The sequence below is a fragment of the Streptomyces sp. NPDC051578 genome (genome assembly GCF_044454045.1).
Taxonomy (GTDB): Bacteria; Actinomycetota; Actinomycetes; order Streptomycetales; family Streptomycetaceae; genus Streptomyces.
Window position 1 is genome coordinate 223,525 of the sequence record NZ_JBITDH010000006.1, and the last position, 22,594, is coordinate 246,118.

23 protein-coding genes and 1 pseudogene are annotated in these 22,594 nt (G+C 72.5%); 15 read left to right on the top strand and 9 right to left on the bottom strand.

The window, feature by feature from the left end; all coding sequences use genetic code 11:
• Positions 1–16 precede the first annotated feature (16 nt).
• Positions 17–763 (top strand): GNAT family N-acetyltransferase, encoded by a 747-nt coding sequence (locus ACIA6C_RS24640; protein WP_399278974.1) that lies wholly within the window; start codon positions 17–19, stop codon positions 761–763.
• Positions 764–769: 6 nt separating this feature from the next.
• On the opposite strand, the gene ACIA6C_RS24645 is transcribed toward ACIA6C_RS24640, so the two are convergent.
• Positions 770–904, bottom strand: a complete 135-nt coding sequence (locus tag ACIA6C_RS24645; RefSeq protein WP_361133470.1) for a hypothetical protein — start codon at positions 902–904, stop codon at positions 770–772.
• Positions 905–1,020: 116 nt separating this feature from the next.
• Positions 1,021–2,253, bottom strand: coding sequence for an MFS transporter (locus tag ACIA6C_RS24650; RefSeq protein WP_399278976.1), 1,233 nt, complete (start codon positions 2,251–2,253; stop codon positions 1,021–1,023).
• Between the two features lie 79 nt (positions 2,254–2,332).
• On the opposite strand from ACIA6C_RS24650, the gene ACIA6C_RS24655 reads away from it, so the two are divergent.
• The 6 genes from ACIA6C_RS24655 to ACIA6C_RS24680 all read left to right on the top strand — a co-directional run bounded on the left by ACIA6C_RS24655 (position 2,333) and on the right by ACIA6C_RS24680 (position 7,966).
• Positions 2,333–2,905, top strand: coding sequence for a CGNR zinc finger domain-containing protein (locus ACIA6C_RS24655; protein WP_399278978.1), 573 nt, complete (start codon positions 2,333–2,335; stop codon positions 2,903–2,905).
• Positions 2,906–2,974: 69 nt separating this feature from the next.
• Entirely contained in the window at positions 2,975–4,003 is a 1,029-nt protein-coding gene (gene argC, locus ACIA6C_RS24660) for an N-acetyl-gamma-glutamyl-phosphate reductase (RefSeq protein WP_399278980.1), read from the top strand.
• A gap of 43 nt (positions 4,004–4,046) precedes the next feature.
• Positions 4,047–5,219, top strand: coding sequence for a bifunctional glutamate N-acetyltransferase/amino-acid acetyltransferase ArgJ (argJ, locus tag ACIA6C_RS24665; protein WP_399278982.1), 1,173 nt, complete (start codon positions 4,047–4,049; stop codon positions 5,217–5,219).
• Positions 5,216–6,154 (top strand): acetylglutamate kinase, encoded by a 939-nt coding sequence (argB, locus tag ACIA6C_RS24670; RefSeq protein WP_361133484.1) that lies wholly within the window; start codon positions 5,216–5,218, stop codon positions 6,152–6,154. The genes argJ and argB overlap by 4 nt, the downstream gene beginning before the upstream one ends.
• Positions 6,151–7,419, top strand: a complete 1,269-nt coding sequence (locus ACIA6C_RS24675) for an acetylornithine transaminase (protein WP_399278984.1) — start codon at positions 6,151–6,153, stop codon at positions 7,417–7,419. Before argB ends, ACIA6C_RS24675 begins: the two co-directional genes overlap by 4 nt.
• Positions 7,420–7,426: 7 nt before the next feature.
• A complete protein-coding gene (locus ACIA6C_RS24680; protein WP_329193792.1) occupies positions 7,427–7,966 on the top strand; it encodes an arginine repressor in 540 nt (179 codons plus the stop codon).
• A gap of 84 nt (positions 7,967–8,050) precedes the next feature.
• Here the strand turns inward: ACIA6C_RS24680 and ACIA6C_RS24685 are convergent, their stop codons facing one another.
• The 3 genes and pseudogenes from ACIA6C_RS24685 to ACIA6C_RS24695 form a co-directional block, all read right to left on the bottom strand.
• Positions 8,051–8,746: a L,D-transpeptidase gene (locus tag ACIA6C_RS24685; protein ID WP_399279120.1), complete on the bottom strand. Its 696-nt coding sequence runs from the start codon at positions 8,744–8,746 to the stop codon at positions 8,051–8,053.
• Between the two features lie 6 nt (positions 8,747–8,752).
• A pseudogene (locus tag ACIA6C_RS24690) lies at positions 8,753–9,341 on the bottom strand (pyridoxamine 5'-phosphate oxidase family protein).
• Positions 9,341–10,852, bottom strand: a complete 1,512-nt coding sequence (locus ACIA6C_RS24695) for a hypothetical protein (RefSeq protein ID WP_399278986.1) — start codon at positions 10,850–10,852, stop codon at positions 9,341–9,343. The pseudogene ACIA6C_RS24690 and the gene ACIA6C_RS24695 overlap by 1 nt, the downstream one beginning before the upstream one ends.
• A 181-nt stretch (positions 10,853–11,033) precedes the next feature.
• Between ACIA6C_RS24695 and ACIA6C_RS24700 the strand changes: the two genes are divergently transcribed.
• Both ACIA6C_RS24700 and argH read left to right on the top strand, forming a co-directional pair.
• Positions 11,034–12,227: an argininosuccinate synthase gene (locus ACIA6C_RS24700; protein WP_399278988.1), complete on the top strand. Its 1,194-nt coding sequence runs from the start codon at positions 11,034–11,036 to the stop codon at positions 12,225–12,227.
• A gap of 124 nt (positions 12,228–12,351) precedes the next feature.
• On the top strand, positions 12,352–13,779 hold the full coding sequence (gene argH / locus ACIA6C_RS24705; RefSeq protein WP_399278990.1) for an argininosuccinate lyase: 1,428 nt from the start codon (positions 12,352–12,354) through the stop codon (positions 13,777–13,779).
• Between the two features lie 91 nt (positions 13,780–13,870).
• On the opposite strand, the gene ACIA6C_RS24710 is transcribed toward argH, so the two are convergent.
• Positions 13,871–14,389 carry an HAD domain-containing protein gene (locus tag ACIA6C_RS24710; RefSeq protein ID WP_399279122.1) on the bottom strand — a complete coding sequence of 173 codons (519 nt, stop codon included), beginning with the start codon at positions 14,387–14,389 and terminating at the stop codon, positions 13,871–13,873.
• Between the two features lie 99 nt (positions 14,390–14,488).
• Between ACIA6C_RS24710 and ACIA6C_RS24715 the strand changes: the two genes are divergently transcribed.
• The 3 genes from ACIA6C_RS24715 (at position 14,489) to ACIA6C_RS24725 (ending at position 18,125) form a co-directional block, all read left to right on the top strand.
• Positions 14,489–15,040, top strand: a complete 552-nt coding sequence (locus tag ACIA6C_RS24715; protein ID WP_361133512.1) for a helix-turn-helix domain-containing protein — start codon at positions 14,489–14,491, stop codon at positions 15,038–15,040.
• Positions 15,037–16,581, top strand: a complete 1,545-nt coding sequence (locus ACIA6C_RS24720) for an MFS transporter (protein WP_399278992.1) — start codon at positions 15,037–15,039, stop codon at positions 16,579–16,581. The genes ACIA6C_RS24715 and ACIA6C_RS24720 overlap by 4 nt, the downstream gene beginning before the upstream one ends.
• 68 nt (positions 16,582–16,649) lie before the next feature.
• On the top strand, positions 16,650–18,125 hold the full coding sequence (locus ACIA6C_RS24725; RefSeq protein ID WP_399278994.1) for a membrane-associated oxidoreductase: 1,476 nt from the start codon (positions 16,650–16,652) through the stop codon (positions 18,123–18,125).
• Here the strand turns inward: ACIA6C_RS24725 and ACIA6C_RS24730 are convergent, their stop codons facing one another.
• Positions 18,126–18,773 carry a lysophospholipid acyltransferase family protein gene (locus ACIA6C_RS24730; RefSeq protein WP_361133520.1) on the bottom strand — a complete coding sequence of 216 codons (648 nt, stop codon included), beginning with the start codon at positions 18,771–18,773 and terminating at the stop codon, positions 18,126–18,128. It lies immediately after the preceding gene.
• Positions 18,774–19,068: 295 nt separating this feature from the next.
• Here ACIA6C_RS24730 and ACIA6C_RS24735 point away from each other — a divergent pair, with 295 nt between their 5' ends.
• The 3 genes from ACIA6C_RS24735 (at position 19,069) to ACIA6C_RS24745 (ending at position 21,476) form a co-directional block, all read left to right on the top strand.
• On the top strand, positions 19,069–20,223 hold the full coding sequence (locus ACIA6C_RS24735) for a glycerophosphodiester phosphodiesterase (protein ID WP_399278996.1): 1,155 nt from the start codon (positions 19,069–19,071) through the stop codon (positions 20,221–20,223).
• Between the two features lie 160 nt (positions 20,224–20,383).
• On the top strand, positions 20,384–20,932 hold the full coding sequence (locus tag ACIA6C_RS24740) for a sigma-70 family RNA polymerase sigma factor (RefSeq protein ID WP_399279124.1): 549 nt from the start codon (positions 20,384–20,386) through the stop codon (positions 20,930–20,932).
• A gap of 37 nt (positions 20,933–20,969) precedes the next feature.
• On the top strand, positions 20,970–21,476 hold the full coding sequence (locus ACIA6C_RS24745; RefSeq protein WP_190185218.1) for a GNAT family N-acetyltransferase: 507 nt from the start codon (positions 20,970–20,972) through the stop codon (positions 21,474–21,476).
• 47 nt (positions 21,477–21,523) lie between these two features.
• Here the strand turns inward: ACIA6C_RS24745 and ACIA6C_RS24750 are convergent, their stop codons facing one another.
• Both ACIA6C_RS24750 and ACIA6C_RS24755 read right to left on the bottom strand, forming a co-directional pair.
• The gene (locus ACIA6C_RS24750) at positions 21,524–21,958 is read right to left on the bottom strand and encodes a hypothetical protein (protein WP_361133823.1); all 435 of its coding nucleotides are present in this window, start codon (positions 21,956–21,958) and stop codon (positions 21,524–21,526) included.
• Position 21,959: 1 nt separating this feature from the next.
• Complete coding sequence (locus tag ACIA6C_RS24755) at positions 21,960–22,328, bottom strand: hypothetical protein (protein ID WP_361133526.1); 369 nt, start codon at positions 22,326–22,328, stop codon at positions 21,960–21,962.
• Between the last annotated feature and the right edge of the window lie 266 nt (positions 22,329–22,594).

A 22,594-nucleotide genomic window follows, 5' to 3' on the forward strand; every position in this document is an offset into this window, starting at 1 on the left:
CACCTAGCCTCCGGGCATGACCGGGATCCTGATCACCACTCTTGCCCAGCGGCCCGAACTGACCGGACGACTCTGGGACATGGCGAACCCCTGGCCGGAGTTCGCCCTCCACGACCCCGTCTCCTCGCTGCTGTACCCGTGGATGGTGGCCGAGCTGAACGAGTACGTGTTCATCGCCACGGACGGCGACGAGGTCGTCGCCCGGGCGTTCAGCGTGCCCTTCGCCCTGCACGCCGACGGGCGGGGGACGCTGCCCGCGCGGGGCTGGGACCAGGTGCTCATGTGGGCCTTCGCGGACCGGCGGAGCGGGAACCGGCCCGACACGGTCAGCGCCATCGAGATCACGGTCGCCCCCGCCCGCCAGGGCCGGGGCCTCTCCCACCTGATGCTCGCCGCGATGCGGGACAACGCCCGCGCGCACGGTTTCGCGGAGGTGGTGGCACCCGTACGGCCCAACGGGAAGCCGGCCGAGCCGGACACCCCGATGGAGGAGTACGCGTACCGCACCCGCGAGGACGGGCTGCCCTGCGACCCGTGGCTACGGGTCCATGCGCGGGCGGGCGCCGTCATCGACTCCGTGGCCCCGCTGTCCATGACGATCAGCGGCTCGCTGGCCCAGTGGCGGGAGTGGACGGGCCTGCCGTTCGACGCACCGGGACCGGTGCGGGTACCCCGAGCGCTGGTGCCGGTCCACTGCGAACCGCGGCACGGTCACGCGGTGTACGTCGAACCGAACGTATGGGTACGCCACCCGCTCGGGTAGCGCGCCTCAGAGTTCGGGGGCCTGCTCGGCGGTCACCTCGACGGGTTCGGGGGCCGGCTCGGAGAGGAGGTCTTCGAACGCGCCCATTCCGATCAGGAAGAGCATCATCAGAACCGGTACGCACAGGGCTGCGAAGAGCACGAGAGCCTCCCCATGGGAACCCTTAAGGAACTCCGCCCGGCTGGGCCGGCCACTGCGGCGGGGCCATGCCCAGTGTGCGTCCGAACGGGGTGCGCTGCATCTCGGCGCCCCCGCGGTCACCCCCGGGGGCCGGAGGGGGCCCCTGCGGCGGCCTTCGCCGCCGCGGTGCGGTGCGGCGACGTGCGGCGGCTGACGAGCGGGCCGACCACGAGGAGTTGGGCGGCCGCCAGCGCCAGGCACAGGCCTGCGGCGGCGGCCCACAGGGCGGCGACGCCGACGTGGGCGAGGAGCTGGGTGGCGGTGACCGGGGCGGCGGTCGTGGCGATGCCCCAACTGATCCCGTACACCGCGAGGTAGCGGTCCGTTCCGCCCGGCGGCGCCAGGTCTGCCACGACGCCGAACGCCCGGGCCAGGACGAGTACGTCGCCCAGGCTCCACACGGCGGTGGCCGCCAGGAGCGAGGGCAGGGTGTGCGCCACCGCGTAGCCGGCAAGTCCGGCCGCCATCAGCGCGTAGCCGAGGGCGAGGGCCGCATGGGCGGGCAGCCCGGCCAGGCGCGGCAGGCGCAGCGCGGGCTGGGCGGCGACGACGGTCACGGCCGAGGCGGTGAACAGCAGCCCCGCGTCGGCCGGGGCGAAGCCGATGCGCTCCAGGGCGAGCGGCAGCGCGACCACGATCTGCATGGAGACCAGCGCGAAGACGGTGCCGGCCGCGCACATGGCCCACAGCGCCCGGTCCCGCCACGGCTGGACCTGGACGGGCTCCGGCTCCCCGCCCCGGCCGGTGGGGGCGGACGCGCGGCGGGGGCGGTCGGCGGGCAGCGCGGTGCGCAGGACCAGCGCGCAGGCCAGGCAGGTGAGGGCGTCCGCGACGAACAGCCAGCGCAGGTCCCACCGGCCGAGGGCCGCCGCGATCAGTCCGGCGCCGGTGCCGCCCGCGGCGAGCGCGGCGTTCAGCAGGCCGTACGCCCGCACCCGCTCGGCGGGCCCGACTGCGTCGGCGATCATGCCCTGGCTCGGCGGTTCGTACAGCTCGAAGGCCAGGCCGAGCAGGATCGCGAAGGCCGCCACCGCGGCCAGGGAGCCGGCGGCCGCGATCCCCAGCTGCGCGAGGGCGCATCCCGTGAGGCCGAGCACGATCGTGCGGCGCCGCCCGAGGCGGGCCGCCAGGCGGCCGCCGGCCAGCCGGGACGGGATCGTCGCGAGGCCGAAGGCGGCGGACAGCAGTCCGGCGGTGGTGGCGCTCGCGCCGAAGTCCGTGCTGATCAGGACGGTCAGGAAGGGCAGGGAGAAGGCGCCGAGCCGGTTGATCGCCCGCGCAGCCACCAGCAGCCATACGGTCCGCGGCATGTCCCCACCCCTCACGTAACTGTCGAATCGACTAATGTCAGTCACATAGACGCTAACCACGGAAGGAGTGACTGGTCAAGTGTTGTTCGACAGTCACGTGGCGGTACTGCTGGACCAGGCCGTGTCGCTCGTGAACACGCTGACCGACGGAGAAGCGCGCGGCCGCCCCTACGCCGCGCCCCGCGGGACGCGGCTGCCCGAGGCGATCGACGCCGCCGTATCGCGCCACGCCGCCTCTCTGCCGCGCGACATCGGCCCCGAGCAGGCGCGGTACATGGTCGAGACGGCGGCGCGCATGCGCGAGGTCTTCCAGTCCGTGCAGGACGGGGAGCTCGACGTGGCCGCCCGGGCCGTGAACGCCCTGCTGCGCGACACCTCGGCCCGGCCCCGGCTGGACCGGGCCGCGGGCGAGGCGTGGCAGGTGCACTTCCACGGCGCGAACGACTCGTTCGTGGCGGGATGCAGCGCCGGTTGCGCGACCGCGCTGGCCCTGGTGGTGGGCGGTGGCCTCGCCGGCCGCCTCGGCGTCTGCCGCGCCGACCGCTGCGACCGCGTGTACGTCGACACCTCCCGCAACGCGGCCCGCCAGTTCTGCTCCACCGCCTGCCAGAACCGCATGAAGGCCGCCGCCTTCCGTGCCCGGAAGGGGTAGCCGGGCGACGGAAGGCTTTGCATAAAAGTGCGGGCAACCGTATAGTCATGCCATCGAGGAGGAGGTCCGATGGTGGTACGTGTAGCGGTGGCCGGGGCGAGTGGGTACGCGGGCGGAGAAGTGCTGCGCCTGCTGCTCTCGCACCCCGAGGTGGAGATCGGCGCCCTGACCGGGAACGCCAACGCCGGCCAGCCGCTCGGCGCGCTGCAGCCGCACCTCGTGCCCCTCGCCGGGCGGACGCTGGAGGCGACCACCCCCGAGGTGCTCGCCGGGCACGACGTCGTCTTCCTCGCGCTGCCGCACGGGCAGTCCGCCGCCGTCGCCGCGCAGCTCGGCGAGGACGTGCTCGTCGTCGACATGGGCGCCGACCACCGGCTCAAGGACGCCGCCGACTGGGACGCCTTCTACGGGGCGCCGCACGCCGGCACCTGGCCCTACGGGCTCCCCGAACTCCCCGGTGCCCGCGCCGCCCTGGAGGGGACCAAGCGCATCGCCGTCCCCGGCTGCTTCCCCACCGCCGTCTCCCTCGCGCTCTTCCCGGCGTACGCGGCCGGCCTCGCCGAGCCCGAAGCCGTGATCGTCGCCGCCACCGGCACCTCCGGCGCGGGCAAGGCGCTCAAGCCGCACCTGCTGGGCTCCGAGGTCATGGGCTCCGCGAGCCCCTACGGGGTGGGCGGCGGCCACCGGCACACGCCCGAGATGGTGCAGAACCTGAGCCCGCTCGCGGGACGCCGGGTCTCCGTCTCCTTCACCCCGACCCTGGTGCCGATGGCCCGCGGGATCCTCGCCACCTGCTCGACGAAGGCCCTGCCCGGCACCACCGCCGACGCGGTGCGCGCCGCGTACGAGAAGGCGTACGCCGACGAGCCGTTCGTCCACCTCCTCCCCGAGGGGCAGTGGCCGGCCACCCAGTCGGTCTACGGATCCAACGCCGCGCAGATCCAAGTCGCCCACGACGGCTCCGCGCAGCGGATCGTCGCGATCAGCGCCATCGACAACCTCACCAAGGGCACCGCCGGCGGCGCGGTGCAGAGCATGAACATCGCCCTCGGGCTGCCCGAGCAGCTCGGGCTCTCGGCGATCGGAGTCGCTCCGTGAACACCGCAGGCCACGAAGCAGCCACCACGAAGAAGGAGATGCAGTGAGCGTCACGGCAGCACAGGGATTCACGGCGGCGGGCATCGCCGCCGGGATCAAGGCGAACGGAAACCCGGACCTGGCCCTCGTGGTCAACAACGGGCCGCGTCTGGCCGCCGCGGGCGTCTTCACCTCCAACCGCGTCAAGGCCGCACCCGTGCACTGGTCCGAGCAGGTCCTGCGCGGCGGCGCCGTCAGCGCCGTGGTCCTCAACTCGGGCGGTGCGAACGCCTGCACCGGCCCCAAGGGCTTCCAGGACACCCACGCCACCGCCGAGAAGGTGGCGGCCACGCTGAACGGGCTCGGCCTCGGCGCGGAACACAACGCCGGCGAGATCGCGGTGGCCTCCACCGGGCTGATCGGCGTCCTGCTCCCCATGGACAAGCTGCTGCCCGGCGTCGAGAAGGCCGCCGAGGCGCTGTCCGCCGACGGCGGCGAGGCCGCCGCCATCGCCATCAAGACCACCGACACCGTCCACAAGACGGCCGTCGTCACGGGACAGGGCTGGACGGTCGGCGGCATGGCCAAGGGCGCGGGCATGCTCGCCCCGGGCCTCGCCACCATGCTCGTCGTCCTCACCACCGACGCCGACCTGGACAGCGCCACCCTGGACAAGGCGCTGCGCGCCGCCACCCGCACCACCTTCGACCGGATCGACTCCGACGGCTGCATGTCCACCAACGACACCGTGCTGCTGCTCGCCTCCGGCGCGTCCGGCCAGGTGCCCGCGTACGGGGAGTTCGCCGAGGCCGTACGGGCCGTGTGCGACGACCTCGCCCGCCAGCTGATCGGCGACGCAGAGGGCGCGAGCAAGGACATCCGCATCGAGGTCGTCGGCGCGGCGAACGAGGACGACGCGGTCGAGGTCGGCCGGTCCATCGCCCGCAACAACCTCCTCAAGTGCGCCATCCACGGCGAGGACCCCAACTGGGGCCGGGTGCTCTCCGCGATCGGCACCACCAAGGCCTCCTTCGACCCGGACCGGCTCAGCGTCGCCATCAACGGCATCTGGGTCTGCAAGAACGGCAGCGTCGGCCAGGACCGCGACCTGGTCTCGATGAAGGACCGCGAGGTCCGCATCACCGCCGACCTCGCCACCGGTTCCGAGTCCGCGGTGATCTGGTCCAACGACCTGACCGCCGAGTACGTCCACGAGAACAGCGCGTACAGCTCATGAGCGCCGACAAGGCCGGACAGCCCGGCACCGGAACCGCGCGCAAGCACACCGCGCTGCCCAAGGCGCAGATCCTCATCGAGGCGCTGCCCTGGCTCACCCGGCACAACGGCAAGGTCGTCGTCATCAAGTTCGGCGGCAACGCCATGATCGACGAGGACCTCAAGGCGGCCTTCGCCCAGGACGTCGTCTTCCTGCGCCAGGCCGGGCTCAAGCCCGTCGTGGTGCACGGCGGCGGTCCCCAGATCAACGCCCAGCTCGACAAGCAGGGCCTGGTCAGCGAGTTCAAGGCGGGCCTGCGCGTCACCACCCCGGAGGCCATGGACGTCGTACGGATGGTGCTGGCGGGACAGGTCCAGCGCGAACTGGTCGGGCTGCTCAACCAGCACGGGCCGCTCGCCGTCGGCATGACCGGCGAGGACGCCCACACCATCACCGCCACCAAGCACAGCCCGCAGATCGACGGCGAACGCGTCGACATCGGACGGGTCGGCGAGATCACCGCCATCGACACCGGGGCGATCGAGGCCCTGCTGGCCGACGGCAGGATCCCGGTCATCTCCTCCATCGCGCGCAGCGCCGACGACCACCACGTGTACAACGTCAACGCCGACACGGCGGCCGCCGCGCTCGCCGCGGCGCTCGGCGCCGAGACGCTGATGGTGCTCACCGACGTCGAGGGCCTGTACGCGGATTGGCCCGACAGCGACGAGGTCATCAGCCGGCTGACGGTGAGCCAGCTGGAGAAGCTGCTGCCCGAACTGTCCAGCGGCATGGTGCCCAAGATGGAGGGCTGCCTGCACGCCGTCCGCGGCGGTGTCAGCACCGCCCGCGTGATCGACGGGCGGGTCCCGCACTCGATCCTGCTGGAGATCTTCACGGACGAGGGCATCGGCACCATGGTCGTGCCCGACGCACAGGGAGGGGAACCCGAATGACCGGCACGTCCGGCGCGACCGGAAACCAGGAGTACGCGGCCCGCTGGCAGGGCGCGCTGACCGACAACTACGGCACGCCGGCGCTGGCCCTGGTACGTGGCCAGGGAGCGCAGGTCTGGGACGCGGACGGCAAGCAGTACACCGACTTCGTCGGCGGCATCGCCGTCAACGCCCTCGGGCACGCCCACCCGGCGGTCGTCGCGGCGGTGACCGGGCAGATCTCCACCCTCGGGCACGTCTCCAACCTGTACGCCTCCGAACCGGTGCTCGCCCTCGGCGAGCGGCTGCTCCAGCTCTTCGGCCGCCCCGGCCGTGTTTTCTTCTGCAACTCCGGCGCCGAGGCGGCCGAAGCTGCCTTCAAGATCGGCCGGCTCACCGGGCGCACCCACATGGTCGCCACCGACGGTGGCTTCCACGGCCGGACGATGGGCGCGCTGGCGCTCACCGGCCAGCCGGCGAAGCAGACGCCCTTCCTGCCCCTGCCGGGCGACGTCACCCACGTCCCGTACGGCGACGTGGAGGCCCTGGGGGCCGCCGTCACCGAGGAGACGGCGCTGGTGGTCATCGAACCGATCCAGGGCGAGAACGGCGTGGTCGTACCGCCGGCCGGCTACCTGAGGGCGGCCCGCGAGATCACCCGGGCGACCGGGACCCTGCTCGTCCTCGACGAGGTGCAGACCGGCATCGGGCGCTGCGGCCAGTGGTTCGAGCACCAGGCGCACGAGGGCGTCGAGCCCGACCTCGTCACGCTCGCGAAGGGTCTCGGCGGCGGACTGCCGATCGGCGCGGTGGCCGCTTTCGGCCCGGCCGCCGACCTCCTGCGGCCCGGCCAGCACGGCACCACCTTCGGCGGCAACCCGGTCGCCTGCGCCGCCGGCCTCGCCGTGATCGACACCATCGCCGCGGACGGGCTGCTGGACCGGGTCAAGGCGCGGGGGGAACGGCTGCGCTCCGGAATCGAGGGTCTGTGCGGCGGGAAGGGCCACCCGTTGGTCTCCCATGTCCGTGGCGCGGGCCTTTTGCTGGGTATCGTGCTGACCGGGCCGCTCGCACCGCTGGTGCAGAAGGCGGCCCAGGACGCCGGCTTCCTGGTCAACGCGCCCGCCCCCGACGTCGTCCGGCTCATGCCGCCGTTCGTACTGACCGAGGCCGAGGCGGACGCGTTCGTCCGGGCGCTGCCCGGCGTCCTCGACGCGGCCCAGGCCGCGGCGCACACGGCCGATGGGGCCGATGAGGCCGATGGGGACGGACGAACCGGGGAATGAGACGACGATGAGTCAGGCGCAGGAACACGAGCAGAACGGCAGCCAGTCCGTCCCGCAGACCCGCACCGCCCGCCACCGCCGGATCGTGGACATCCTCAACCGGCAGCCGGTCCGCTCGCAGAGCCAGCTGGCCAAACTGCTCGCCGACGACGGGCTGAGCGTCACCCAGGCGACGCTCTCGCGCGACCTCGACGAGCTGGGCGCGGTGAAGATCCGCAACACCGGCGGCGAGCTGATCTACGCGGTCCCCAGTGAGGGCGGCTTCCGCACCCCGCAGGCCCCGCTCGGCGAGTCGGCGAAGGAGGAGCGCATGCGGCGCCTTTCGGGGGAGCTACTGATCTCGGCGGAGGCCTCCGCGAACCTCGTGGTCCTGCGCACCCCGCCGGGTGCGGCCCAGTTCCTCGCCTCGGCGATCGACCAGGCGGAACTCCGGTCGATCCTCGGCACGATCGCGGGGGACGACACGTTGATGCTGATCAGCCGGGACCCCTCGGGCGGCCAGGCCCTGGCGGACCACCTGCTGCGGCTGGCGCAGAAGGAAAGCTGACGAGCCGAAGGGCAGTCCGTCCCGCGACCCGCGGAGCGCGGTCGCCGGGAATCGCGGGACGGCCCTCAGCAGGCGGGACGGCCCTCAGTAGCGGGTCACGGCCAGGGTCCCGGACTCGGTGCCGACCACGATGTGCGGGTGCCTGCGCGGGTTCGCCCAGCGCAGGATCGCGCGCATCGCCCGCTCCGGCACGGATACGCAACCGGCCGTCGCCCCCTTGCCGTTGACGTGCAGGAAGATGCCCGCGCCCCGGCCGCGCACCGGCCGGTCGTAGTTGAAGCCGATGACCATGGCGTGCGCGTACTGCTCCCCGTAGGCGGCCAGGTGCTCCGCCTCGCCGGGCGCGCAGTGCGCGGGGAGCGGCTCGGTCCACCGGTTGTACGCGGGTGAGGCGTTGTCCTGGCACCACCAGGAATCGGGGGTCACCCGGCGGTAGCGGAACTCCGTCCCGGCCGGTGCGCGGCGGATCCCGAAGGCGTACGGGAGCTCGTACAGGCCCGTCGGCGTCGTGTGGGTGCCCTGGGTGCGGCTCGCGCCCTCGGTCAGGCCCTTCGCACCGAAGCGGGCCTCGGCGCTGCCGGCCTCGTACCAGCGCCCCGCCCTGCGGTCCCACCAGGTCAGCCACCCAGTCGTGGCTCCGGGAGCGGGCGCGACGGCCGTGATGAGCTGGCTGCCGCCGCCGGTGTCGGCGAGCCGCGCCGGCAACGGACCGGGCCCGTACGGGCCCTGCGCGAGCAGGCTGGTGACGATCAGTGAGGCGGTGACGAGAGCGGTACGCAGCACATGTCAGACGGTACGGGGCGCAAGAGGCAGCGGCAGCGCAGGCAGGCCGTCGAGGCTCGATCCGATGAACTCCTTCTTCTCGCAGTACGCGCCGAACTCCTCGTCGCTCTTGCGGCCGAAGTATTCGGCGTGGAGGGTGCGCTCGCCCTGGTACTCCATGAAAGGGACGGGCGTACCCGCACACGTCGGCGATCCGGCGGGCGTGCACGAGGATGATCGCCCGCGCGGAGGGTCCGTCGGCCGTCCCGAACAGCCCGATCAGCTCAGCCCAGCGCGGGTCGTCGCGGAAGACGGCCTGGCCCTCGCCGTGGATGCGCACGATGTTGGGAGGGCCGCTGAACGCGCACCACATCAGCGTGATCCGGCCGTTCTCGCGGACGTGGGCGATGGTCTCGGCGCCGCTGCCGCCGAAGTCCAGGTAGGCCCGGGTCTGCTCGTCGATGACGACGAGGGTGCCCGCCCGGCCCTTGGGGGACAGGTTGACGTGGCCGTCCCCGGCGAGCGGGGCGGTGGCCGTGAAGAAGACCGGCTGCTCCTCGATGAAAGCGCGGAGCCGGCCGTCTATGCGTTCGTAGAGCTTTCCCCTACGGATCAGCGTCCGGTGCGGCCGGACACCGCGCGGGGAATACCGAGCTGTGAGCGCATCCGGCCCATGACGTGATCGCTGAACAGGTCGGTGCAGCGGTCCAGCAGGGCGGCCACTTGCGGATCGCGCAGCGGCAGCGCGGGCGGCCCGTACGGGGACCACAGGCTCTGCACGCGCTGCGCGGCCAGTCGGCGCAGCCCCGGATCGGCGTCCGCCAGCAGCTCCACGGAGGCCCGCAGCCCGACGACGCCGGCGCGGGCGTGCAGCACCCGGTAGGCGGCCCGGCGGGTGTGCGCGGGGCGGCCTGGCGCGATCCGCTCCAGCAGCCAGTCGGCGGGCAGCCGGGCGGCGCCCTGGGCCAGGCTCACGGACACCTCGCGGGCGACCGCGGCCGACGGGTCGTCGAGCAGCGGTCGCAGCAGGTCCACGTCGGTGGTGTCCAGGGTGCGCAGTCCGGCGACCGCCGCGGCCCGCACCGCCCCCGCGGGGTGGACCAGCAGGGCGCGCAGCAGCGGCGCGTCCGCCCGCCGTGCGCATTCGGCGAAGCCGGTGACGGCGTGCCCGGTCAACCGGGCCGGGTCCTCGACCAGGGCTCGGCAGAGGGCGTACGGGTCGCTGCCGTCCTGCTTGACCAGCCAGCGTGCGCAGGCCCGTACCAGCCCGGAGGGGTCGGCCAGGTGGTCGGCCGCCTCGGCGCAGCGTCCGGCGCGGCGCAGTGCGGTGACTCCGCCGGCCCGGACCATCGGCATGTGCCCGCGCAGCAGGGAGTCGATCGCCTCGTCGTCGGGCCCGTCGGCGGCCAGCGCGGCCAGCGCCGCGTCCGCCCATAGCCGGGCCGTCGCGGGATCCTGCTCCCGGCCGGCCCGCCGGGCCAGCTCCCGTACGCCGAACAGCCCGGCGCCGAGCGTGATGCGCGTGGCGAAGCGCCGGGTCGGCAGGTCCCCGCTGCGCCGCAGCCAGCCGAGCACCGTGTCGGGCTCCTCGCCGGTCATCGTGCGCGCGGGCTTCGCCGCCCGGCCCCACCGCGCGGGGCGCGCCGGACGCCAGTAGGGGGCGAGCACCGGTTCCGGCGCGCGCAGGGCGGTCTCGAACAGCTCCAGCGCCCAGGCGCCCTGCTCTCGCCCGCCGAGCCGCAGCACGAGGGGCGTCAGGCCGATCAGGGTGTCCGCGGGGCGCGTGGCCAGTGCCCCGGCGAGCACCCGCCGGGCGCGCTCGCGCACCGCGGGTGCCCAGTCGGCGCACCGGATCGCGACGAGGGGCAGCGGCGGCTTCGGATCCTGGAGCGCGGCCTCGCGGACCCGGCCGTCGGGGTGGCACAGGCGCACCTCGATCCGGGCTGCGCCGCGCGGACCCGGGAACCAGGGGGAGTGGCTGCGCCGGATCTCCGCGTCGAGGGCGATCCAGGAGGCCGGCAGGACGGGCCGGGCGACGCCGCCGATCCCGAAGCGCCCGCCGTGCAGCAGGGCCGCCGCCGCGGTCCGGCCCTCTTCGCTCTGCCGCCGTGCGTCGGCTCCCATGTGCCCCTCCCCAAATGGCTCAGACCGCCGATCCTAGGGCGTTGCCGCAAGGGGTGCTCCTGATATTCGCGCTGGTCGGCGGGTTGCGACCCGAACTCGATTGACGAAACATACGGAGCAGTGCATAGTTATGCCTGTCGTCGAACGCAGCATCCGCCATGACCACCGTGAGGAGAAACCCGTGACCGAGCGCGTCGTACTCGCCTACTCGGGCGGCCTTGACACCTCCGTCGCCATCGGCTGGATCGCCGAGGAGACGGGCGCCGAGGTCATCGCCGTCGCGGTGGACGTCGGCCAGGGCGGCGAGGACCTCGACGTCATCCGCAAGCGCGCGCTCGCCTGCGGCGCCGTCGAGGCCGAGGTCGCGGACGCCAGGGACGAGTTCGCGGACGAGTACTGCCTCCCGGCGATCAAGGCCAACGCCCTCTACATGGACCGCTACCCGCTGGTCTCTGCCCTCTCCCGGCCCGTGATCGTCAAGCACCTCGTCGCCGCCGCGAAGAAGCACGGCGCGACGACCGTCGCCCACGGCTGCACCGGCAAGGGCAACGACCAGGTCCGCTTCGAGGCCGGCATCGCCGCGCTGGGGCCCGGCCTCAAGTGCATCGCCCCCGTCCGGGACTACGCGATGACCCGCGACAAGGCCATCGCCTTCTGCGAGCAGAAGGACCTCCCGATCGCGACCACCAAGAAGTCCCCGTACTCCATCGACCAGAACGTCTTCGGACGCGCCGTGGAGACGGGCTTCCTGGAGGACATCTGGAACGCCCCGATCGAGGACATCTACGAATACACCGCGAACCCGGCCACCGCGCGCGAGGCCGACGAGGTCGTCATCTCCTTCAAGGCGGGCGTCCCCGTCGCCCTCGACGGCGAGCCCGTCACCGTGCTCCAGGCCGTCCAGCGGCTCAACGAGCGCGCCGGCGCCCAGGGCATCGGCCGGATCGACATGGTCGAGGACCGCCTCGTCGGCATCAAGTCCCGCGAGGTCTACGAGGCCCCGGGCGCGATCGCGCTGATCACCGCCCACCAGGAGCTGGAGAACGTCACCGTCGAGCGCGAGCTGGCCCGCTACAAGCGGCAGGTCGAGCAGCGCTGGGGCGAGCTGGTCTACGACGGGCTGTGGTTCTCCCCGCTCAAGCGTGCGCTGGACGGCTTCATCGACGAGGCCAACCAGCACGTCACCGGGGACGTCCGGATGACCCTGCACGGCGGCCGCGCCGTCGTCACCGGCCGCAAGTCCCACGAGTCGCTGTACGACTTCAACCTGGCGACCTACGACTCGGGCGACACCTTCGACCAGTCCAAGGCGCAGGGCTTCATCGAGATCTTCGGCCTGTCCTCGAAGGTCGCAGCGCGCCGCGACCTCGCCTGAGCGGGGCCGGAGCGTCCGCGACCTCGCCCGAGCCGAGTCGTTCCATGCAGTACGAAGTCCGGCTCCCTGTTTCCTCCGCGACAGGGAGCCGGTCGAACACCCACCCTCTTGAGGAGCAGTAGCTGTGAGCAGCAACAACGGTGACGTCCGGCTCTGGGGCGGCCGGTTCGCCGACGGTCCGGCCGAGGCCCTGGCCAAGCTGTCCGCGTCCGTCCACTTCGACTGGCGCCTCGCGCCGTACGACATCGCCGGGTCCCGCGCCCACGCGCGCGTGCTCGCCAAGGCGGGCCTGCTCACGGCCGACGAGCTCGACCGCATGGTCGCCGGCCTGGACCGGCTCGAAGCCGACGTGGCCGACGGCTCCTTCACCGGCACCATCGCCGACGAGGACGTGCACACTGCCCTGGAGCGGGGCCTGCTGGAGCGGCTCGGCGCCGACCTCGGCGGCAAACTGCGCGCCGGCCGGTCCCGCAACGACCAGGTGGCCACCCTCTTCCGGATGTACCTGCGCGACCACGCCCGGATCATCGGCGGCCTGCTCGCCGACCTCCAGGACGCGCTGGTCGGCCTCGCCGAGGCGCACGCCGACGTGGCCATGCCGGGCCGTACGCACCTCCAGCACGCGCAGCCGGTGCTCTTCGCCCACCACGTGCTGGCCCACGTGCAGTCCCTGTCCCGGGACGCCGAGCGGCTGCGCCAGTGGGACACCCGCACCGCGGTCTCCCCGTACGGCTCCGGGGCCCTCGCCGGTTCCTCGCTGGGCCTGGACCCGGAGGCGGTCGCCGCGGACCTCGGCTTCGAGCGCGGCTCGGTGGGCAACTCCATCGACGGCACGGCCTCGCGCGACTTCGTCGCCGAGTTCGCGTTCATCACTGCGATGATCGGGATCAACCTGTCCCGGATCGCGGAGGAGATCATCATCTGGAACACGAAGGAGTTCTCCTTCGTGACGCTGCACGACGCCTTCTCCACCGGGTCGTCGATCATGCCGCAGAAGAAGAACCCGGACATCGCGGAGCTGGCGCGCGGCAAGTCCGGCCGCCTCATCGGCAACCTGACCGGGCTGCTCGCCACCCTCAAGGCCCTCCCGCTCGCGTACAACCGCGACCTCCAGGAGGACAAGGAGCCGGTGTTCGACTCCTGCGACACCCTTGAGGTCCTGCTGCCCGCCTTCACCGGCATGATGGCGACGCTCACGGTCAACCGCGAGCGGATGGAGGAGCTGGCTCCGGCGGGCTTCTCGCTCGCGACGGACATCGCGGAGTGGCTGGTCAAGCAGGGCGTTCCGTTCCGGGTCGCGCACGAGGTGGCCGGCGAGTGCGTCAAGGAGTGCGAGGCGCTCGGCATCGAGCTGGACGAGCTCACGGACGAGCAGTTCTCGAAGATCTCGGAGCACCTGACGCCGGAGGTCCGCACGGTCCTCAACGTCAAGGGCGCCCTGGCCTCCCGCAACGGCCGCGGCGGCACCGCGCCGTCGGCCGTGGCCGTCCAGCTGACCGAACTCAAGGCCGACCTGGTCATCCAGCACGCCTGGGCGGCGCACAAGCAGTAACCGCGTCACCCCCCGTGAGGGCGGCCGGAGCACCCGCTCCGGCCGCCCTCCCGCCGTCTACGCCGTCCGCCCCTCTACGCCGTCCGCCCCTCTACGCCCTCCGCCCCGCCCACGCCGCGAGCGCCTCGAAGTCCGCCCCCACCAGGCCGATCCGCTCGTCGATCCGCAGGAGCAGCGCCCGCGCGGGATGGCGCTGGTCGACGTACTCCCGGTCCTCGGCCGTGATGTCGTCGTCGATCCACGCGAAGGGCCGGCCCGCCGCGTACTCCAGGACGTACTGCGTCTTCCAGAAGGTGCCGCGCGGTGCCCGCCCGTGCATCCGCGGCCAGTCGATGAACGGCAGCCGGGGCAGCCCCAGGTGCGGCCCTACCCAGTCGTTGGCCTCGTCCTTCCACGTCGTCGCCCAGACCAGTTCGTACGCGCCCGCCAGTGCGAGCAGTTCCGCGCCGTGCCCGGGGTTCAGCCACACCCGCAACGGCTTGCGGCTCTCGGCCTCCGTCCAACCGGTCGGGCGCATCCGGTGGGTGGTATAGCCCTCGGGGCGGCGCTGGGGCTTGGCCGCGTAGGGATTCAGCGGTCCGTCGACATCGATCAACAGCAACGGCTTCAGCGGTTCCATCTCGGCAGGATTCCTTCCGGCGGCCGCCACGGCAGCCCATTTATCGCAGGTAATGAGACATGGACGTCTCATTTGGGGTAGGCTTGTCTCATGGCCATGGATCGTGACCAGGTGCTCCGCGCTGCGGCGGCCCTGCTTTCCCGCAAGTCGACCGCGACGATGGACGAGGTCGCGCGTGCCGCCGGGATCGGGCGGGCGACGCTGCACCGGCACTTCGCCGGGCGGGACGCCCTCGTGCGGGCCCTGGAAGAGATGGGCATCCGCGAGTTCGAAGTGGCGTTCGACAACGCCCGCCTCGGCGAGGGCACGGCGGTCGAGGCGCTCCGGCGGCTCGTCGCCGAGACCGAGCCCAACGCCCAGCTGCTGGCCTTCCTCGTCACCGAGAACCAGCTCTTCGAGGGCGATCAGGTCCACGAGGGATGGGCCCGGCTCGACGCCCGCGTCAGCGCGCTGTTCCGGCGCGGCCAGGAAGAGGGGACGATCCGGATCGACCTGAGCCCCGCCTGGCTCACCGAGGCCCTCTACGGCCTCATCGGCACCTGCGCCTGGGCCGTCATGGACGGCCGGGTCGCGGCCAAGGACTTCCAGTACATGATCATCGAGTTGCTGCTCGGTGGCGCAAGACGGAGTGTGGAGAAATGACCCGAACCGAACAGCTCAAGCGGCAGAAGGGGGCGCAGGAAAGCAGCAGCGGCCGTTGGCTCGCGCTCTCCGTACTCGTCCTGGCCGTCCTGCTGGTCGCGGTCGACGCCACCGTACTCGGTCTGGCCACCCCCTCCCTCAGCGAGGACCTCAAGCCGTCCGGCACCCAGCTGCTGTGGATCGGCGACATCTACTCCTTCGTCATCGCCGGTCTCCTCGTCTCCATGGGCTCCCTCGGCGACCGCATCGGCCGCAAGAAGCTGCTGCTCATAGGCGCCACCGCCTTCGGCGCGGTCTCCGTGCTGAACGCCTACGCGACCAGCCCCGAGATGATGATCGCCGCCCGGGCGCTACTCGGCGTGGCCGGCGCGACCCTCATGCCGTCCACCCTCGCGCTGATCCGCAACATCTTCCACGACCCGCGCGAGCGCAGCCTCGCCATCGGCATCTGGGGCGCCACCGCCTCGGCCGGAGCCGCGGTCGGACCCGTCGTCGGCGGAGCCCTGCTCCAGCACTTCTACTGGGGCTCGGTCTTCCTCATCAACCTGCCCGTGATGGCCGTCCTGGTCGTCGTCGGCGTGAAGCTGCTGCCCGAGTCGAAGAACCCCGTCGCCGGCCCCTGGGACCTGCTCAGCGTCGCCCTCTCGCTCGTCGGCATCATCGGCGTGGTCTACGCCGTCAAGGAAGCCGCCACCCACGGCGTCACCTGGGAGGTCGGGGCCGCCGCCGTCCTCGGCGCCGGCGCCCTGTACGCCTTCGTGAGGCGCCAGTTCACGCTGAGCGCGCCGCTCCTCGACATGCGGCTGTTCAAGCACCGCGGCTTCTCCGGCGCGGTCCTCGCCGACCTGCTCACCGTCTTCGGGCTGTCCGGACTCGTCTTCTTCCTGTCCCAGTTCCTCCAGCTCGTGCAGGGCCGCGATCCGCTGGAGGCGGGCCTGGCCGAGTTGCCCGCCGCCATCGGCGCCGTCGCCACCGGACTGGTCGCCGGCCGCTACGCCCGCCGGTACTCGGTCCGCGTGCTGGTCAGCGGCGGCCTCTCCGCGATCGGCGTGGCCCTGGGCGCGCTCACCCTGATCCACAAGGACAGCGCCTACCCGCTGCTCGGCGCGGCCCTGCTCGTCGTCGGTCTCGGCGCCGGTTTCTCCTTCACCGTCACCGCCGACGTGATCCTCTCCAGCGTGCCCAAGGAGCAGGCCGGTTCGGCCTCCGCCGTCTCCGAGACCGCCTACGAACTGGGCGCAGCCCTCGGCATCGCCCTGCTCGGCTCCATCGTGACCGGCGTCTACCAGGGCTTCACCGCCCCGGCCTCGGTCCCCGCCGCCGTCGCGGAATCCGCGCACGAATCGCTGGGCGGCGCCGTCGAAGCGGGCCGGATGCTGGACCCGCAGACCGCCCAGACGATGGTCGGCGCGGCCCAGGAGGCCTTCGTCGACGGGCTGCGGCTCGCCTCGGGCGTCGGCGCGGCCGTGCTGCTCGCCACGGCCGCGGCCGCCTGGTTCCTGCTGCGCGGCCAGGAGCTCCAGGACGGCATCGAGCACTGAGTCATCCCAAGGCGTGTTGCTCCGGCCTAAGTTGACACTCCGTCGATCTTCGGGACACCATCCCGGCGATGGAGACCGACGATCTGACGCCCGCCGAACGCCGCGTATGGGACGCCTTCCCGCGCGGCGAGGGCGTCGACTTCCGCGAAGAGCCCGGGGACAGCTCCGTCGACGGGGCCGGGTGGGGACCCGGCCGCACCGTCCGTGCCGAGGTGCTCCGGGCCCTCCTGCTCGGGGCCCGGCCGGCCGCGGCGGGCCAGGTCGCCGGTCTCAAGATCAAGGGCGCCCGGATCACCGGCGCACTCGACCTCAGGTTCGCCGTCGTCGACCACCCGATCCGGCTGCGGGACTGCTGGTTCGAGCGCAAACCGCTGCTGTACGGGGCCCAGTTGAAGGCGCTCGTCCTCGGTTTCTCGACCCTGCCGGGCCTGACCGCCGCCACGGTGCGCGTCGAGGTGGTGCTGCGGCTCTCCTGCTGCCGGATCACCGGGCCCGTCCGCCTCCAGGGCGCCCGGATCGCCGGGGGCCTCTTCCTCCAGGGAGCCGTGATCGATCCGGCCCCCGGTGAGGAGGCGGGCGAGGCCGCGCTCCAGCTCAACCACGCGGAAGTCGGTACCGACATCATCGCCAACGACCTCACCGTCCACGGCCAACTGCGCCTGAACGGCGCCACGGTGGGCGGACAGATCCAGCTCGACGGCGCCCGGCTGCTCGCCCCCGCAGGGATAGCCCTGCACGCCGAGACGCTGACCGTCGGAACCGACCTGCGCGCCCACCGGCTGCACGCCCGCGGCATGGTCAACCTCAGCGGATCGCGCATCCCCGGCCAGGCCATGTTCACCCGCAGCGACCTCGCCAACCCCGGCGGGACCGCCCTGCGCGCCTCCAGCTGCTCCATCGGTGAGCTGTGGCTGCGCCGGTGCCCGCCGATCCGGGGCGTCGTGAACCTGCGCCGCTCTACCTTCGACATGCTCCACATAGAGCCGCGGACCTGGCCTGAGCGGATCGCCGTCGACGGCCTCACCTACCGCACCCTCGCCCCGCACCTGCCCGCCGGAGAACGCCTGCCCGCGCTGGAGCGGGAGGAGTCGGGGTACCTCCCGTACGCCTACGAACAGCTCGCCGCGGCCTACCGCACCGCCGGGGACGAGGCGGCCGCCCGGACCGTGCAGCTGGCCAAACTCCGCCGGCACCGCCGCACCCTGCCCCGGTACGCCAGGCTGTGGGGGCTCCTCCAGGACGCCACCGTGGGCTACGGCTTCCGGCCCCTGCGCGCCACGCTCTGGTTGCTGGCCCTGCTGGTGACGGGCTCGCTCGCGTACGCCCTCCACCACCCGAGGGAACTCAAGCAGGGTGAGGCGCCGGACTTCAATCCGGTGTTCTACACGATCGACCTGATGCTGCCGATCATCGGCTTCGGCCAGGAGGAGGCCTTCGCGCCGGGCGGCTGGTACCAGTGGCTGTCGTACCTGCTGGTGGTGACCGGCTGGGTCCTCGCCACGACGACCGCGGCGGGCGTCAGCCGGTCACTGCGACGCCAGTAGCTACGCGGCTTCGGCCACGCCGGCTTCCTTGGCCTTCGTGGCGTACATGTCCACGTATTCCTGGCCCGACAGCCGCATGACCTCCGCCATCACCGAGTCGGTGACGGCGCGCAGCACGTAGCGGTCGCGGTCCATGCCCTCGTAGCGGGAGAACTCCATCGGCTCGCCGAAGCGGATGGTCACCCGGCCCGGGCGGGGCATGCCCTTGCCGCCCGGCTGGAGCTTGTCCGTGCCGATCACCGCGAACGGCACGACGGGCGCGCCGGTCATCAGGGTGAGGCGGGCGATCCCGGTGCGGCCGCGGTAGAGCCGGCCGTCGGGGGAGCGGGTGCCCTCGGGGTAGATGCCGAAGATCCTGCCCTCTTCGAGGATGCGGCGGCCCGTCATCAGGGCCGCGACTCCGCCGTTCGCGCCGTCGCGGTCGACGGGGATCATGCCGGAGCCCGTGAAGAACCACGCCATCAGGCGGCCCTTGAGGCCCTTGCCCGTCACGTACTCGTCCTTGCCGATGAAGTGGACCGTACGGTCACACACGAGCGGCAGGATCATCGAGTCGATGAAGGTGAGGTGATTGCCCGCGAGGATCACCGGGCCGGTGCCCGGGATGTTCTCGATGCCCTCCACCCGGGTGCGGAACATCAGCCGCATGACCGGTCCTACGGTGGCTTTGATGAGCGCGGTACGGAACAACGTGAGCCCTCCGGCATCGAAAAGCGGCTGCGCACGACGCAGTGGTAGTGCAGGTGAGGACGATACTCGCGGGTCAACCCTGATCGCACATCGGGTTCACGTGTCGGATACGCAATGTTGACGCGTGTTTGCGCCATGTTCCCCCCGGGACCTCCTCCCCGCCACCGCCCGCCGCCTACCATCGGCGGGCCGGGCAGGCCTCGTGACCTGGAAATCCCTGGGCGGGCGGCCCTCAGAAACAGGGAGTGCACTCATGACGCAGGGCGGGGCGGCACGGCGTACGGTCCTGGGGGCCGCGGTACTCGCGGCGGGGAGCGGGATCACCGGACTGGCGGCAGGCCCGGCCGCCGCGGCCGCCGGCCACGAGGGCGGCTACCGGGACCTCCCCCTCCCGCTGATCGTCGGCCACCGCGGTTCCAGCGGCTACCGGCCCGAGCACACCCTGGGCTCCTACCAACTGGCCCTCGACCTCGGGGCCGACGTTATCGAGCAGGACCTCGTCCCCACCAAGGACGGCCATCTGGTCTGCCGTCACGAGAACGAGATCGGCGGCACCACCGATGTCGCCGACCACCCCGGCTTCGCCTCCCGCCGGACCACCAAGTCCGTCGACGGGGTGCCGGTCACCGGCTGGTTCACCGAGGACTTCACCCTCGCCGAACTCAAGACCCTGCGCGCGAAGGAACGTATCCCCGCCGTCCGCCAGCGCAACACGCTCTACGACGGCCGGTGGGACGTCCCGACCTTCGAGGAGGTGCTGCGCTGGGCCGACCAGGAGGGGCGCCGACGCGGCAAGAGGGTCTGGCTCCACGTCGAGACCAAGCACCCCAGCTATTTCCGGGCACTGGGCCTCGCCCTGGAGGAGCCCCTCGCCAAGCTGCTGCGCCGCTACGGCCGCGACGGCAGGAACGCGCCGCTGTTCCTCCAGTCCTTCGAGCCGTCCAGCATCCAGCGGCTCTCCCGGCTGGTCTCCGCGCCGCGCGTCGTGCTGCTCGGGGCCGCGAACACCCGCCCCTGGGACTTCGAGCTGGCCAAGGACCCCCGCACCGTCGCCGACCTCGTCACGCCCGAGGGCCTCCAGTGGATCGCCGGCTTCGCCCAGGGCATCGGCCCCACCCTCGACCTGATCGTGCCGCGCGACGCGGACGGCAGGCTGGGCACCCCGACGACCCTCGTGCGCGACGCCCACGCCCAGCGGCTGGTGCTGCACCCCTACACCGCGCGCAACGAGAACACCTTCCTGCCGGCCGAGTACCGCAAGGGCACCGACCCGAACGCCTACGGTGACGCCTTCGGCGCCTTCCGCCGCTACTTCGAGCTCGGGATCGACGGCATCTTCACCGACAACCCGGACACGGGGCTGTTGGCGGCCGAGGCCTTCCGGCCCGGGAGGGGCGCGCGCCCGTAGCGCCGCGCCCCGCCGGTAGCGCCGCGCTCCCGCCCGTACCGCCGCGCCTCCGCCCGCCCCCGGCGCCGACGCGGCGTCAACGACCGGGCGGATCTTCTCGTACGAGTGTGCTGTGCCCGGCGGGGAAACCGCCGGGCACAGCCGTCGCGTCCCGCCCGGCATGGACGCCATGAAGGACACCGACCTCCTGAACGAGCTGGGCCCGCTGCTCTCCGCCGAGGCCGCGGCGGAGGCCCCGGCCGCCGGGGTCGACGCCGCCGACCTGGAGCAGGCCGTCTGGGTCAGGCTGCTCGAACGCGGCCCCGCCGCTCCCGGGCCGGCCGGCGCCGCGGCGGACGCCTCCGCCGAACGGGCCCGCTGGCTGCGCCGGGCGGTGCGCGCGGAGGCCCGCCGGGCCAGGCGACGGGCCCTGCGCGAGGTGCCGTACGGGGCGCGGCCCGGTTGCGCCGGCGCCGACCCCGAGGACGCCGTGCTGCACGGGGAGCAGCGGCGGGTCCTCCGGTCGGCGGTCGCCCGGTTGCCCGGACGGTGTCCGGAACTCATAGGGGCACTTTTGTCGCCGAGGGACCTCACTTACCGTGAAATCGCAGGAGAGTTGGGTATCTCACAAGGAAGTTTGGGGCCGGTGCGTTCCCGTTGCCTGGGATGTCTGCGCAGAATGCTGGCTGCAGAGGTTGCGGCTCCACGCCTTCGGGGAATGGAGCGGTAGACCAACGGGCTACCAGGTGAGCTGGAGGCATGCGCACATGGGTATGAGCGTGACCATTTCGGCGGCAGCCGCCGAGGACGTCGAGCAGATCTTCAAGCTCCAGTACCTGGCGTTCCAGCGCGAGGCCGAGCTGTACGGCAACTACCGCATCCAGCCGCTCACCCAGACCCTGGACTCCCTCAAGTCGGAGCTCGCGACCGACACCGTGCTCGTGGCGCGCCTCGGCGACGAAGTCGTCGGCACGGTGCGGGGCAACGTCGACGCGGACGGCACCGGAAAGATCGCCAAGCTGTGCGTCCACCCCCGGCTGCAGGGCCACGGGCTCGGCGCCCGCCTGCTGCGCGCGGTGGAGGAGGCCCTCGCGGGCAACAGCGGCACCAGCCGGTTCCGGCTGCACACCGGCCACAAGAGCGAGTCCAACCTGCGGCTCTACCGCAAGGCGGGCTACGTGAGGGTCGGCGACCGGACCGCCTCCGACGGGGTCCACCTCGTCATCCTGGAGAAGGAGGCGAAGGACGCGGCCGACTTCGCGGTCAGCGCCTGAACCCCTTCCGGGCCCGCCCGTGAGCCCCTTTCGGGCCCGCCCGCGCGTCAGCGCTTCGCGCGCAGCCAGAGCATCCCGGTGACCGGCAGGATCACCGGGATGAACAGGTAGCCCATGCCGAACTGCGACCACACGGTCGAGTCGGGGAACGCCTCGGGCCGCAGCACGGTCCAGGTTCCGACGACGAGCACCCCGGTGAGCTCGGCGGCGCAGCACACCCGCGCCGCCTTGCGGGCCGTCTCCCCACCGCGCACCAGCGAGTACGTGATGAAGACGTACACCAGCGCGGCCACCGCCGACAGCGAGTAGGGCAGCGGGGCCCGGTCGAACTCGGTGGAGATCTGGAAGGCGGAGCGCGAGACCGCGCCCACCGTGATCACCCCGTACAGCCACACCAGCAGCAGCCCCGGCCCGGAGACCAGCCGCTCGCGTCGGGCGGGCGCCCCGGCGGTGCCGGCCCCGGCGGATTCGGTGTCGGGCAGATCAGGCACCGGCGGTTCCCCAGATGTCGTAGAGGCGTACTTCGAGGACGGCGAGGACGACCGCACCCGCCGCCACCGTCACCGAGCCCCACTTCGTGCGTTCGGTGAGCGAGAGCAGCCCGGCCGCCGGGACCGCCGCGAAGGCGCCCAGAAGGTAGGCGACGAACAGCACCGTGCCCTGCTCCGGCTTCTCGCCCGAGCCCAGCTTGACCAGGCCGACCACCAGCTGGGCCAGGACCAGCACGGTCACCACGGCCATGCCGATGAAGTGCCAGTCCTTGGTCGGCTGGTTCCGCAGCGCGGCGAAACCGCACCAGGCGGCGAGGGCGAGGGCGGCCGCGCCGAGGGCGACCGTCAGGGCATCGAGCATGCAGCGAGGGTATTACGGGGCGGAAGATCCGCTGCGCGCGCCCCTGGAGGGCCCCCGCGAACCTCCGCCGGCCGCCTCCGGCCCTCCCACCGCCCGTCCGGCATGTGACCCCATTGCGTCCGCTATGCGGACAGCGTTGAACGCTGAGCCGATCGGTCTGGTTTACTGGGGCCCATGACCACGACGAGCAGCCGCACCCTTGCGACCGAGGCGACGATGACGCCCGGTGCTCGTTGTATGTGTCGAATGTGCGCCTTCTGAGGGCC